This window comes from Pantoea sp. 22096 (assembly GCF_052045955.1).
GTDB lineage: Bacteria > Pseudomonadota > Gammaproteobacteria > Enterobacterales > Enterobacteriaceae > Pantoea > Pantoea alfalfae.
In genome coordinates this window covers 701,091-714,249 of record NZ_JBQEPW010000001.1, presented here as the reverse complement: position 1 = coordinate 714,249, position 13,159 = coordinate 701,091, and the positions used below count along the sequence as shown (strand labels likewise).

Below are 13,159 nucleotides of genomic sequence, written 5' to 3'. Positions count from 1 at the left end.
TCACATGGCGTTTACCCTGAAGAGGCCGCTAATTAGCCGCCTAAGCTTGCTGATCCTGGCTGCGGTTTATATCGCGGTTTTCCTTAATATTGCTTATTACCGTCAGGTGCTGGCGGTAATGCCGCTGAACAACCTGCATACCACGCTGGTGTTTTTATCAATGCCATTCGTTGCCTTTAGCGTGATTAACATCGTGATTACGCTGGCCTCATTTGTCTGGCTGGATCGGCTGCTGGCCGCACTGTTTATTCTGCTCTCTGCGTCGGCACAGTTTTTTATTCAGACTTATAACATCGTGGTCGATCGCTCAATGATCACCAACATGATGGATACCACAGCTTCCGAATCCTTTGCGCTGATTACGCCGCAGCTGCTCTTCACCCTGCTCACCTCGGGCGTGCTGATGGCGTTACTGGTTTTCTGGCCGCGCATAAAACGGCAGCAGTGGCGTGGCGTGCTGGCGCGACTGCTCAGCGTGCTGCTTTCCGCCGCGCTGATCGTGCTGGTTGCCCTGCTCTTCTATAAAGATTACGCTTCGCTGTTTCGCAATAACCGCGAGCTGGTTAAAGCGCTCAGCCCTTCTAACAGCATTGCGGCAACGCTCTCCTGGTATAAGCATGAGCAGTTGCAGAATGTGCCGCTGGTACGCATTGGTGAAGATGCCCATCTGCAGCCCAGCCGCAGCAGCGGTAAGCCGAATCTGACCATTCTGGTGCTGGGAGAGACGTCGCGCGCGCAAAACTTCTCGCTGGGCGGTTACCGTCGTCTGACCAATCCTCTACTGGCGAAAGACGATGTGATCTACTTCCCGCACACGACCTCGTGCGGCACGGCGACGGCGGTTTCTGTGCCCTGTATGTTCTCCAACATGCCGCGCGCGCATTATGATGATGTGCTGGCTGCCCATCAGGAGGGACTGCTGGATATTATTCAGCGCGCCGGCATCAGCGTGTTATGGAATGAAAATGATGGTGGCTGCAAAGGTGCCTGTGACCGGGTGCCGCATCAGGACATGACCAGCCTGAACCTGCCCGGCATGTGTATTAATGGTGAATGTTATGACGACGTGCTGTTCCACGGTCTGGACGACTACATCAGCCAGCTGAAAGGTAACGGGGTCATTGTCCTGCACACCATTGGCAGTCATGGCCCGACCTACAGCCATCGCTATCCCCCACAGTTCCGTCAGTTTGAACCGACCTGTGACACTAATCAGATTCAGGACTGTTCGCAACAACAGCTGATCAACACCTATGACAACACGCTGGTCAATGTGGATCATATTGTCGATAAGGCCATCAATGTCCTGCGCGCGCATCAGGATCGCTTCACCACCAGCCTGGTCTATCTTTCTGATCATGGTGAATCGCTGGGTGAAAATGGGGCTTACCTGCATGGTCTGCCCTATGCTATTGCCCCGGATACGCAGAAACATGTGCCGATGCTGATCTGGCTCTCTGATGATTATCAGAAACGTTATGCGGTTAATCGCGGCTGTCTGAATAAACGGGCGGCGACAGATGATTTTTCACAGGATAATCTCTTTTCAACCATGCTGGGATTAACCGGCACCGCGACCCACGAATATGTGCCTGCGGATGATATTTTGACGCCGTGTCGGAGCCAACCTTAATGAAGATACTGATTGTTGAAGATGATGCTCTGCTGCTGCAGGGCCTTATGCTGGCGCTGGAGGGCGAAGGCTATGTCTGCGATGGCGTGAAACGGGTACGCGATGCAGAAGCGCATTTCGCCAGCGGTCTCTATAGTCTGGTGGTGCTGGACCTGGGCTTGCCGGATGAAGATGGATTGCACTTCCTGATACGCCTGCGGCGGCAGAAGAAGATGACACCGGTGCTGATCCTGACCGCGCGCGACACCATCAGCGAGCGCATTGCCGGGCTCGACGCGGGTGCTGATGACTATCTGATTAAACCGTTTTCGCTGGATGAGCTGCTGGCGCGCATCCGCGCCCTGATTCGCCGTCACGTCAATCAGGGCGACAGCCAGGTGAGAGTCGGCTCGCTGGCGCTGGATATGACCCATCGTCAGATCACCCTCGGCGATATGCTGCTGGATCTGACGCCCAAAGAGTTTGCGATTCTGTCACGACTGATGCTGAAGGCCGGCAATCCGGTTCACCGTGAAATTCTCTACCAGGACATCTATAACTGGGAGACCGAGCCTTCTACTAATACGCTGGAAGTGCATATCCATAATCTGCGCGACAAAATTGGCAAAAGCGCCATTCGTACCGTGCGCGGATTTGGTTATGCGCTGGTGACGCAGGATGGCGTTCGCGAGGCCACATGATAAAACGTTTCGATCACCGCAGTATGCGCTTTCGCCTGATCCTGACTATTGGTCTGATCCTGCTGGTATTCCAGGTGATCAGCGTGGTCTGGCTGTGGCATGAGAGTAAAGAGCAGATTCAGTTTCTGGTGGAAGCGCAGTTGCAGAAGCGCAACATGGACAGCCACGTGAAGCGTGAAATCCACGAAGCAGTGGCCAGCCTGGCGGTGCCGAGTCTGGTGATGATTACGCTAACGCTGCTGCTTTGCTATCAGGCGGTGAAATGGGTCACCCGACCGCTGTATCAGCTGCAGCGGGAACTGGAAAGCCGCAGCGAAGAGAATCTCGATCCCGTCACCTGTCACAGTCAGGTTCATGAGATCGATGCGGTAACTCAGGCGATAAACCAGCTGGTCGCCCGCCTCAACAGCAGTCTGGAGCGCGAAAGATTGTTTACCGCCGACGTGGCGCATGAGTTGCGCACGCCGCTGGCGGGATTACGGCTCCACCTGGAGTTAATCGAACGCAACAGCGATGTCAAAGTTCAGCCGCTGGTGCAACGCCTGGATCAGATGACCCACAGCGTATCGCAGCTGCTGAATCTGGCGCGCGCCGGACAGTCATTTACCTCAGGCACCTATCAGAACGTCGGGCTGATCGAAGATGTGATCCTGCCGATGGAAGCGGAGCTGAGTATCATGCTGGAGGCGCATCAGCAGACGCTGGTTCTGGATCTGCCGCAGGCGCAGTTTGTGCGTGGTGATGCCACCCTGCTGAAGATGCTGCTGCGTAACCTGGTGGAGAACGCCCATCGCTACAGCCCGGATAACAGTACTATCAGCGTGCAGCTGCTGTCTGTGCCACAGCCCATGATGGTGGTGGAAGATGAGGGACCGGGAATTGATGAAAGTAAAAGTGGTGAGCTGAGTAAAGCGTTTATCCGGATGGACAGTCGCTATGGCGGTATCGGACTCGGGCTGAGCATTGTCAGCCGCATCGTCCAGTTACACCGTTTTCAGTTTTTCTTAGAGAACCGTCGCGACCGGAGCGGTTGCCGGGCCGTCATTAAGTTTTAAGCGGTAAACCAGGCAAACAGGAACAGTACAACCGTTGCTGCGGCAATCAGCAGAGACGTATATTCGCTCATCGGACGTGTCGGAGTGACAGCCAGGGTAGCAGGGGCAGTTTTCATAGTATTCTCCTCCGTTAAAGCAGGCAGTATCGCGCCTGCATATTAAGGAAACCTTAAGCTCGCGAGACGATCGGTGAAAATGTCTGCTCTGTCCTGTTTCTCCCATGGCCCCTTTATGCCCGCTAACCTTCCTGCCGCACCCGCAGGGTGCTCTACACTTAATGGCACCATTCCGTTAAAGGAGCTACGCCATGAGCCAACGCATGCACAAATATGCTTTTCCGGTCAGCAAAGCCCGTAAATATCTTGAGCCCGGACCGGTATTGCTGCTCAGTTCGCAGTATCAGGATCAGCATGACATTATGACGCTCGGCTGGCACACGGTGCTGGAGTTCTCTCCGTCACTGGTCGGCTGCATGATTGCCGGCATGAATCACAGCCACGAGCTGATCCGCAACAGCGGTCAGTGCGTGCTGAATATCCCTTCTGCCTCGCTGATTAATGAAGTGGTGGCTGTCGGCAACAGCCACGGTGACAGTATTGATAAGTTTGAGGCGTTTGGCCTGACGCCGGAACCGGCTCAGGTAGTGGTTGCGCCAATGATTGCCGAATGTTTTGCCAGCTTTGAATGTCAGCTTTATGACGATTCTATGGTCGCCCGCTACAACCTGTTTATTTTTGAGATCGTCAAAGCGCATGTCGTCGGGGAGCCAGAATATCCCGCTACCCTGCACTATACCGGTGAAGGCCGCTTCAGCGTGATGGGCGACAAAATGCTGGATAAAAGCGGAGATTTTAAACCGGAGATGCTCATCTAGTTGAAAGCGCTCTGCTGCGCCCCCATTCACCTCTTTCGACCTGACAGGAGTAAATTATTATGGCAATCGAATACGCAGTTATCGCTGGCGGCTGTTTCTGGTGTACCGAAGCGGTATTTAAGGACGTGATCGGCGTAGAGTCGGTTGAAAGCGGCTATACCGGCGGAGCCCGTCCTAATCCGACCTATGAGCAGGTCTGCAGCGGTGCAACCGGTCATGCAGAAGCGATCCGCATTGGCTTTGATCCGGAGCAGGTAACCTACGGCGATCTGCTGGATATCAGCTTTGTCACGCATGATCCGACCCAGCTTAACCGTCAGGGCAATGATATCGGCACCCAGTATCGCTCCGCCATTTTCCCGGCGAATGCAGAACAGGAAGCAGAAGCGCGTGCCGCCATTGAACGCGCCCAGGCCGACCATGATGTGCCCGTGGTCACCACGATTGAGCCGCTGAAAGAGTGGTATCCCGCCGAGGCTTATCATCAGGATTACTGGGAAGGCGCGGGCCAGCGCAACGGCTACTGCATGGCCGTGATCCCACCGAAACTGCAGAAGCTGCGCAAGAGCTTCGCTAATCGGGTGAAGAGCTGATTTAGCGTCTGACGGTGCGGCGCCCGGCTGGGATACAGGCCCGGACGCCGCACCGGGTTATTTCAGTCGTAGCGCAGCCCTGAAAATGACCCGGTCTGCTTCTTTGTTACTGTGGAATATGGCGCATAAACGGCCGGTTTTAAGCCGCAGTAAATCGATTCGTTCAGAGCTTAAGCGAATAGATCGAAAGAAAAAAATAGTGCTTGACCCTTTTCAGCCGACTCCCTATAGTAGCGCCCCGTTGACCCAGCGCGGTCAGCGAAGTAAATGTGGTGAGGTGTCCGAGTGGCTGAAGGAGCACGCCTGGAAAGTGTGTATACGGCAACGTATCGGGGGTTCGAATCCCCCTCTCACCGCCACATTCTGAAGAAGAGCCTGAACAAACGTTCAGGCTTTTTTTTGCCTATTGCACTGCGAGAGGGGGTGAGAACCCCCGCCGGGGTTCGACAGCAGGTGAAACCTGCTGGACAGCGGAGCCTGCGACGCTGCCCGCAGGGTGAGCGAAGCGAATCCCCCCCCCCTCTCACCACCACAATCAGTATCCGGTCTTTTTAAAAACAGGTCGGTTGTTTTTTTTAATCCGACCAATTATAAATTTACTACGGAGTATCGACACTGATGAAGCATTCGCCAGTGAGTCATTTCTTACAAAGAGGCAATAACAATCTTGATTTAATCAGGATTGCCTGCGCTTTTTTTGTGATTTATTCACATTCATTTGCCTTATCACCTGCTGCTGGCAGCACTGACATATTATATAAAATGACGTCACTGGGATATGTTGCATTCGGTGGCGTAGCCGTAAAAACTTTCTTTCTCATCAGCGGATTACTGGTAACAAATAGCCTGATCAGTAATGGAAATATAATTCGTTATGTGGCATCACGTATTTTCAGGGTTTATCCGGCATATTTTGCTGTTATTGTCACTTTTGCTTTGTTGATTGGCCCCTGGTTAAGCAGCGTCAGCATTGGGGAGTATTTTTCATCAAAGGAGACCCTGCACTACATCGTCAGGACTCTAAAATTTAATGTCCAGTATACGCTGCCAGGTGTCTTCACACACAATGCATTAACGGCCGTCAATGGCTCTCTGTGGACCATACCTATGGAGGTAAAAGCATATTTTTACCTGCTACTGATATACTTAGTGAGCCTGGTTTTTGGGCCTTACAAAAAAGCATTTATCGCCATGATCTCGTTAGCCATACTCATCGAACCCTTTACTCCCTTTAAAGGGGCGTTAATTTCAAAATCAGATGACCCAAGCATCTATCTGCTATACCCGTTTTTCTCAATAGGATGCCTGCTGGCTATATTTAAGGAAAAAATTACAACCACTTCATTTTTCGCTGTGGCAGTCATTGCTTTGTTGCTTTTTTTTCTGATGAATAACGACCAATGGAAAACTGCATTATTTTACCTATTCTCATCCTTTCTTTTACTTTACATATCGTCACTTTCTTTAATCAACAAAATTAAAATAAAGAATGATATATCTTATGGAATATACTTATGGGCTTTTCCGATACAACAAACAATTGCATCTTTTGTGATAGCATCGCCCTATATCAACATCCTGCTTTCAGCAGTACTTTCAAGCCTGTTTGCCTATGTCAGCTTTAAACTTATAGAAGGTCCGTCTATGCAATTTGGTAAAAGACTGACTAATAGAGAGTGATAATGAAGCTCGTTAATCGGGCTTCTTACTCTCGCAGTTATGATCTCCAGCAAGCCGGAATCGACGCCTGCCCACATTAAAAGAGCGCGGTGAAGGCAGGAATAAGAAAACCCGGCCGGAGCCGGGTTTGGGCGCTACACTTCTACTCAATCGAACGCTAGCTATATGCGTGCAGGGTGCGCTGACAAAGCGCAGAACGCACACAATCCTCTTTGCCAAAGCGCACAATGCCAACCATCTCGTCCTCTTCAAAACGCGCCAGCGCGTCCGCGAGACCGGAAGGCACCCCAGCGGGCAAGTCGCACTGGGTAATATCGCCGTTAACAATGACCGTGACGTTTTCGCCCAGTCGGGTCAGGAACATTTTCATCTGCGCGGCGGTCACGTTCTGCGCCTCGTCCAGAATCACCACAGCATTTTCAAAGGTGCGGCCTCGCATATAGGCGAAGGGCGCAATCTCTACCTTGGCAATTTCCGGACGCAGACAATATTGCATAAATGATGTGCCAAGACGTTTAACCAGAATGTCATAAACCGGGCGGAAATAAGGGGCGAATTTCTCAGAAATATCACCGGGCAGGAATCCCAAATCCTCATCTGCCTGAAGTACCGGGCGCGTAACGATAATCCTGTCGATATCCTTATTAATCAGGGCTTCAGCCGCTTTCGCAGCACTGATCCAGGTTTTACCGCACCCGGCTTCACCGGTTGCGAAGATCAGCTGTTTTCTCTCTATGGCGTTAAGATAGTGCGCCTGAGCTTCATTACGGGCTTCAATCGGCAACCGGTCACGCGTATCGCGCGCCATGCCAATGGCATCCAGTCCGCTCATATGCACCAGCGAAGTGACCGACTCTTCTTCACGCTGACGATGACTCCGGGAGTCATTACGAAGCACTCTTCTTGCTTCACGACGCGCTTTGATCACTGCTTTCTGTCTTCCCATAGTGGCACCTTTCAGTTGGTTTCATTTCCCGCGCGAGGCCGGTGGCCCGTTGCGATTACGTGAACGCTTTAGAGGTTTCAGTTGGCTTCCTTTTGAGCCATGACAGGACAGGATAGTGGGTATACAGCAGCGCAATAGCGTGGCTGAACACCGGATAAAACAGGCTGTGCTAAGACGAAAGAAATGGTTGAAGGAAGGGAGAAATAACGAGGCAGAATTGCCCTCGCGGTCAGGCGCAATTTATTCAGTGACAGTAACGTTCCATAAAAGACTCGACCCATGCGCGAACTCCAGTGTGATACATCGACACATCCGATTACGCCTGTTGAATAAAGTGCATCATTTCGTTGGACCTTTGCAATAGTAATTTTACCTGCTGGCAAAGGAATTGCTAATCACACGTAACTATTTCTTTTAAGGCGAAAGGTAAAAATCATAGATTACAGTGAATTAGCTTATTTGATATATGCCAGAGCATGGCTTAATCTCAGCTAAAACTCAGTAAGCAAAGCGTTGAAACCTAAAAGGCAGGCGGTTGAGGATAAGCCGCCTGCGATGGTTAAATTTTAATCAGGCTTCCAGCAACGACTGTGCTAAATAATGGCTGGCGTCGGGGACACCGGGTAAAACGAAAAAGTAACCGCCGCCAAAAGGCCGGATATATTCTTCCAGCGCTTCACCGTTCAGACGCTGCTGCACGGTCAGAAACCCACGTTCCAGATCGTGCTGGTAGCAGACGAACAGCAGCCCCATCTCCAGCTGGCCGGATGCGGAGATACCCGCCGAGTAACTGTAGCCACGTCGCAGCATCAGGCTGCTGGCCGTCTCAGGTGTACGAGGGTTAGCAAGACGGATATGCGCATCCAGTGCAATCACATCGCCGTCCGGATCACGGGCGTAATCCGGAACGTCACGCTCATGCTTCATCCCCAGCGGCGCGCCGCTCAGCTTCTCGCGTCCAAAGATAGTCTGCTGCTCACCCAGCGGCGTGCGGTCCCACATTTCGACGTGAAAGCGGATAAGCCGCACGGCCTGATAGCTGCCGTTGCGTGCCCAGGCAGGTTCATCCTGGTCCGCGGTCACCCAAAGCAACTGTTTCATTAACGCAGAATCGTGAGTATCCGGATTCGCGGTGCCATCTTTAAAGCCCAGCAGATTGATCGGCGTCTCCTGCCCCTGACTGCGTGCCGCGTGGTCGGAGATAAAGCCTTCACGCCGCCAGCGTACACCCAGCAGATCGGGCGTATGCTTGATGATGTCACGCAGGGCATGAATCACCGTATCCTGCGTATTGGCACAAATCTGCAACAGCAGGTCCCCATGACACTGGCTGGCATCCAGCGAATCATTGGGGAAGCGCGTCATCGGCTGCAATTTTTTCGGCTTACGCGGCGCCAGACCAAAGCGTTCATCAAACAGCGAATGCCCGACCGATACGGTAATCGTCAGATTATCCGGCGCGATCGTCGCCCCCAGAATGCCGGAATCCATCGGTGGCAGTTGCGGATTGGTGACCGCAGGTGCCGGACCGCCCGTCGTGAGAAAGGCGATACGCTGGGTCAGCAGCTGAAACAGACGCTTCAGTTCGGCTTTATCGCTGCTGAGCAGGTCAAACGCCACCAGCATCATTGATGCCTGCTGGGGCGTCGTGATCCCCGCCTGATGCTGACCATAAAACGGCTGCGTCTGCTGTCGCGCCTGCGGCGTCACCGTACCTGGCGAAAAGCTGTCAGCGGCAGCGGTATGGAACGGACAGCCGCCGCCGATAGCCGCAGCCCCGCCCAGCAGACCCAGTCCTTTCAGTAAACGACGGCGCGCAGGCTGCGCGTCATCTTCCTTACGACTCATGATTAATCCAGACCCAGAGTGCCACGAAGTAATGAAAGATCTTCCGCCAGCGCGGTGATCGGCCCTTTCAGCGCGTTACGGTCGGCGCTGGTCAGCTTCTCATAGGATTCGAAACCGGTCTGGGTGCGGTACTTGCTCAGGATCGCATCCACTTTTTTAAAGTTGGCGTCAACTTTGGCCAGCAGCTGCGGATTCGCTTTGCTCACCAGAGGGCGCAGCAGCTCAACGATTTTCTGTGCGCCATCGATATTGGCCTGGAAATCCCACAGGTCGGTGCGGCTGTAGCGATCTTCTTCGCCGGAAATCTTGCTGGAGGCCACTTCTTCAATCAGACCGGCTGCGCCGCCGACCACTTTGGCTGGCGGAAAGGCCAGCTCACTGATGCGCACCTGCAGATCTTTCACATCTTTATTCAGCTGCTCAGCGTAGTCCGCCATGCCTTTGGTGCTGTTATCAGCAAACAGCGCTTTCTCCAGACGGTGGAAACCGGTGAACTTCGGATCGGCTGATTTCTTTTCGTAGTCATCTTCGCGGGCATCAATGCTGCCGTCGAGATCGGAGAACAGCTCAGCAATCGGCTCAATGCGCTCATAGTACTGACGCGTTGGGGCAAACAGCGCTTTGGCTTTTTCCACATCGCCCGCTTTAACCGCGTCCGTGAATACCTGAGTGCTGCTCACCAGCTGGTTCACCTGCTCCGTCACATAAGCTTTATATTCGGTGATCGGCCCTTCGAGCTGCATACGTGCGGAAGTGCTGTTTGTCGCTGCGCCCTCACCTTTTACAATCAGCTTGCCTTTTGGATTGCTCAGCAGGCCACAGGTCATCTCATATTCACCCGCTTCCAGATTAGCGGTCAGCTTCTGACTGAAGCCCGGTGCGATATTTTCACGCTCTTCCACCACCAGCACGCCTTTGAGGATCTCCCACTCCAGCGCTTTCTGGCTGTTATTTTTAATCAGGAACTGGGTTTTGCCAGCCTTGACCGTCAGGTTCATCGGCTCACACTGCCTGTCATTGACGCTTACGGTAACCTGAGGAATCGCTGCGGTAGCCGATGCGGAGATTGCCAGCAGAGGAAGCAGCAGCGCCTTGCGGCGGAAACGCATTGTCATCTCGATATTCCCTGTTAAGTTGCAGGCGCGGCGGGCGCGCCTAAAAATGTCTGATTAGACCGTTGCCGACGCTGCAGGCCGCGCAGGCATAAAGAACAGAATCAGCGCCGGGATCAGATAGACGAAGTAAATCGTCACTTCACTCACGCTTGGCGTCTCCTGATAACCCAGAATGCCTTCCAGCAGCGTACCGAACAGCGAATGGGTCGATAAGGTATTGCTGAGATCGAAGGCCACATCCTGAAAGCGATTCCACAATCCTGCTTCGTGGAAGGCGCGAATCGCACCGGCTGCCAGGCCCGCTGCGACAAACAGGATGAAGACGCTGGTCCAGCGGAAGAAATGCGCCATGTTCAGGCGTATACCGCCCCAGTAAAGCAGCATGCCCAGCACCACGGCGGTTGCCAGACCCAGTACCGCGCCGATCGGCGGCGCATAACCGACATCCTGCGTAAAGGCCGCCAGCAGGAAGAACACCGACTCCAGCCCTTCACGTGCCACGGCAAGAAATACCATCAGCACCAGCGCCAGACCGCCCCGACCGGAACGTTGCAGCGCCTGATCGACCGCCTGCTCAAGTTCGACCCGGATGTTTCGGGCGACTTTGCGCATCCAGAACACCATTGAGGTCAGGATCACCACCGCAATCACCGCCACGATGCCCTCAAACAGCTCCTGCTCTTTTTGCGGGAATTCACCGGTAGTGGCATTGATAAACAGACCCAGACCCAGACAGAGCGCAGCGGCGATAAACACGCCAGCCCACATTGCCGGAAACCATTGGGTGCGCTGGGTGCGCTTGAGATAGCTGGCTATCAGGCTGACTATCAGCGCGGCTTCAAGCCCTTCGCGCAGCATGATGAGAAATGGAACAAACATCGCCAACCTCTTGAATGTTAAGCAGCGTCAATGAACAGTAAAATCAGGTAAAGTGTAAACGATACCGATTATCATTATCGCTGCGAAAAAAACAAGTTACTGGCGGAGATAATTTCATCTTTGGGTGATTTATCTTTGTAACAAAAAAAGCCCGCTCCTTACGGGGCGGGCTCTCATGACTAACGCTTCGCTTATTTGGTCTGGAACTCCGCTTCTGCGGCAGCAAAGCGCTGCTGCGCTTCGGCTGAAGGTTCACGTCCCATCAGGCTGAAGACTACAATCGCGATGCTGGCGAAGATGAAGCCAGGGATGATTTCATACAGTCCCAGCCAGCCATACTGTTTCCATACCAGCACGGTCAGCGCACCGATGATCATCCCCGCCAGCGCACCGTTGCGGTTCATACGCTTCCAGCAGACGCCAAACAGCACTACCGGACCAAACGCCGCACCAAAACCCGCCCATGCGTAGCTTACCAGGCCCAGCACACGGTTTTCCGGGTTTGACGCCAGCGCAATCGCAATCAACGCCACCAGCAGCACCATCAGACGCCCTACCCATACCAGCTCTTTCTGACTGGCATTTTTGCGCAGGAAGCCTTTATAGAGGTCTTCGGTCAGGGCGCTGGAGCAGACCAACAGCTGACAGCTCAGCGTGGACATCACGGCAGCCAGAATCGCTGACAGCAGAATACCGGCAATCCACGGGTTGAAGAGAATGCGTGCCAGCTCGATAAAGACGCGCTCAGCGTTGTCATTGACGCCGGTTGCCAGGGTCGGGTTGTTCTGGAAGTAGGCGATACCGAAGAAACCGACGGCCACCGCGCCCGCCAGACAGAGCACCATCCACGCCATACCGATACGGCGTGCGGTGCGGATAGAGCGATGCGAATCTGCCGCCATAAAGCGCGCCAGAATATGGGGTTGCCCGAAGTAGCCCAGACCCCAGCCGAGCAGGGAGATGACCGCGACGAAGTTCAGCCCTTTGAGCATATCAAGGTTTTCAAGGCTTTTCGCCTCAATCACCGTCAGCGAATCGGACCAGCCGCCTACTGCGATAATGACAAACACCGGGGTCAGGATCAGCGCAAAAATCATCAGGCTTGCCTGAACGGTATCGGTCCAGCTCACCGCCAGGAAACCGCCCACCAGCGTATAGAGAATGGTCGCTGCTGCACCCGCCCACAGAGCCGTCTGGTAGTCCATACCAAAGGTGCTTTCAAACAGACGCGCACCGGCCACCACGCCCGAGGCGCAGTAGATGGTGAAGAATACCAGAATCACAATAGCGGAGATGACGCGCAGAATTTTACTGTGGTCTTCAAAGCGGCTGGTAAAGAAGTCCGGCAGGGTCAGCGCGTTATTGTGATGCTCGGTCTGAACACGCAGGCGACCGGCCACGATTTTCCAGTTCAGCCAGGCACCGATAGTCAGGCCAATCGCAATCCAGCTCTCAGAGATGCCGGAAATGAAAATGGCTCCCGGTAAGCCCATCAGCAGCCAGCCGCTCATATCGGATGCACCGGCAGAGAGTGCCGTGACCACGCTACCCAGACTGCGGCCACCGAGGATGTAATCATCGAAGTTTTTGGTCGAGCGATAAGCCGCAAAACCGATTAATACCATCCCAAGAATATAAACCACAAAGGTCACCAGCATCGGTGTACTTACACTCATCTGTCTCTCCACTTATTATTTGATATCCCAGAGAAATCGCCAGCTACCCGCCTGCCGGAACGGGGCAAAGCGGGTCGATTTTCTTCGTCAGGGCGTCAGTCATTTCCCAGCGGCGCGGTATCCTGCCGGAAAGGCGTTCCGCGCACAATGGATTTAACACAGGCGTTACAGTGATTTCAC

The 13,159-nt window shown here is 53.6% G+C and carries 11 protein-coding genes and 1 tRNA gene; 7 read left to right on the top strand and 5 right to left on the bottom strand.

The features are described 5' to 3' along the window. The first annotated feature begins 4 nt into the window (after positions 1–4). The 7 genes from eptA to ACTJKZ_RS03140 all read left to right on the top strand — a co-directional run bounded on the left by eptA (position 5) and on the right by ACTJKZ_RS03140 (position 6,515). Positions 5–1,633: a phosphoethanolamine transferase EptA gene (gene eptA, locus ACTJKZ_RS03170; RefSeq protein WP_260058397.1), complete on the top strand. Its 1,629-nt coding sequence runs from the start codon at positions 5–7 to the stop codon at positions 1,631–1,633. Beyond that, positions 1,633–2,313 (top strand): two-component system response regulator PmrA, encoded by a 681-nt coding sequence (gene pmrA / locus ACTJKZ_RS03165; protein ID WP_161733179.1) that lies wholly within the window; start codon positions 1,633–1,635, stop codon positions 2,311–2,313. The genes eptA and pmrA overlap by 1 nt, the downstream gene beginning before the upstream one ends. After that, positions 2,310–3,368: a two-component system sensor histidine kinase PmrB gene (gene pmrB, locus ACTJKZ_RS03160; RefSeq protein ID WP_161733181.1), complete on the top strand. Its 1,059-nt coding sequence runs from the start codon at positions 2,310–2,312 to the stop codon at positions 3,366–3,368. Before pmrA ends, pmrB begins: the two co-directional genes overlap by 4 nt. Positions 3,369–3,675: 307 nt before the next feature. After that, on the top strand, positions 3,676–4,242 hold the full coding sequence (locus ACTJKZ_RS03155) for a flavin reductase family protein (protein ID WP_202604897.1): 567 nt from the start codon (positions 3,676–3,678) through the stop codon (positions 4,240–4,242). 59 nt (positions 4,243–4,301) lie between these two features. Next, positions 4,302–4,835: a peptide-methionine (S)-S-oxide reductase MsrA gene (gene msrA, locus ACTJKZ_RS03150; RefSeq protein WP_013358241.1), complete on the top strand. Its 534-nt coding sequence runs from the start codon at positions 4,302–4,304 to the stop codon at positions 4,833–4,835. Positions 4,836–5,106: 271 nt separating this feature from the next. Further along, a tRNA-Ser gene (locus tag ACTJKZ_RS03145) sits at positions 5,107–5,194 on the top strand. A gap of 259 nt (positions 5,195–5,453) precedes the next feature. After that, positions 5,454–6,515, top strand: a complete 1,062-nt coding sequence (locus ACTJKZ_RS03140; RefSeq protein WP_285088378.1) for an acyltransferase family protein — start codon at positions 5,454–5,456, stop codon at positions 6,513–6,515. A gap of 157 nt (positions 6,516–6,672) precedes the next feature. Here ACTJKZ_RS03140 and phoH read toward each other — a convergent pair whose 3' ends face one another. The 5 genes from phoH to putP form a co-directional block, all read right to left on the bottom strand. Then, entirely contained in the window at positions 6,673–7,461 is a 789-nt protein-coding gene (gene phoH / locus ACTJKZ_RS03135; RefSeq protein WP_161735993.1) for a phosphate starvation-inducible protein PhoH, read from the bottom strand. Positions 7,462–8,031: 570 nt separating this feature from the next. After that, positions 8,032–9,309 carry an iron uptake transporter deferrochelatase/peroxidase subunit gene (gene efeB, locus ACTJKZ_RS03130; protein WP_161735994.1) on the bottom strand — a complete coding sequence of 426 codons (1,278 nt, stop codon included), beginning with the start codon at positions 9,307–9,309 and terminating at the stop codon, positions 8,032–8,034. Positions 9,310–9,311: 2 nt separating this feature from the next. Next, positions 9,312–10,424, bottom strand: coding sequence for an iron uptake system protein EfeO (gene efeO, locus ACTJKZ_RS03125; protein ID WP_222925359.1), 1,113 nt, complete (start codon positions 10,422–10,424; stop codon positions 9,312–9,314). 54 nt (positions 10,425–10,478) lie between these two features. Further along, complete coding sequence (gene efeU / locus ACTJKZ_RS03120) at positions 10,479–11,303, bottom strand: iron uptake transporter permease EfeU (RefSeq protein WP_033783356.1); 825 nt, start codon at positions 11,301–11,303, stop codon at positions 10,479–10,481. 191 nt (positions 11,304–11,494) lie between these two features. Further along, a complete protein-coding gene (putP, locus tag ACTJKZ_RS03115; RefSeq protein WP_033732967.1) occupies positions 11,495–12,979 on the bottom strand; it encodes a sodium/proline symporter PutP in 1,485 nt (494 codons plus the stop codon). Positions 12,980–13,159: the final 180 nt, after the last annotated feature.

Bases quoted from the DNA above. Each gene is read 5' to 3' on its own strand.
- eptA (WP_260058397.1), top strand. From the start codon at position 5: ATGGCGTTTACCCTGAAGAGGCCGCTAATTAGCCGCCTAAGCTTGCTG.
- pmrA (WP_161733179.1), top strand. From the start codon at position 1,633: ATGAAGATACTGATTGTTGAAGATGATGCTCTGCTGCTGCAGGGCCTT.
- pmrB (WP_161733181.1), top strand. From the start codon at position 2,310: ATGATAAAACGTTTCGATCACCGCAGTATGCGCTTTCGCCTGATCCTG.
- ACTJKZ_RS03155 (WP_202604897.1), top strand. From the start codon at position 3,676: ATGAGCCAACGCATGCACAAATATGCTTTTCCGGTCAGCAAAGCCCGT.
- msrA (WP_013358241.1), top strand. From the start codon at position 4,302: ATGGCAATCGAATACGCAGTTATCGCTGGCGGCTGTTTCTGGTGTACC.
- ACTJKZ_RS03140 (WP_285088378.1), top strand. From the start codon at position 5,454: ATGAAGCATTCGCCAGTGAGTCATTTCTTACAAAGAGGCAATAACAAT.
- phoH (WP_161735993.1), bottom strand. From the start codon at position 7,461: ATGGGAAGACAGAAAGCAGTGATCAAAGCGCGTCGTGAAGCAAGAAGA.
- efeB (WP_161735994.1), bottom strand. From the start codon at position 9,309: ATGAGTCGTAAGGAAGATGACGCGCAGCCTGCGCGCCGTCGTTTACTG.
- efeO (WP_222925359.1), bottom strand. From the start codon at position 10,424: ATGACAATGCGTTTCCGCCGCAAGGCGCTGCTGCTTCCTCTGCTGGCA.
- efeU (WP_033783356.1), bottom strand. From the start codon at position 11,303: ATGTTTGTTCCATTTCTCATCATGCTGCGCGAAGGGCTTGAAGCCGCG.
- putP (WP_033732967.1), bottom strand. From the start codon at position 12,979: ATGAGTGTAAGTACACCGATGCTGGTGACCTTTGTGGTTTATATTCTT.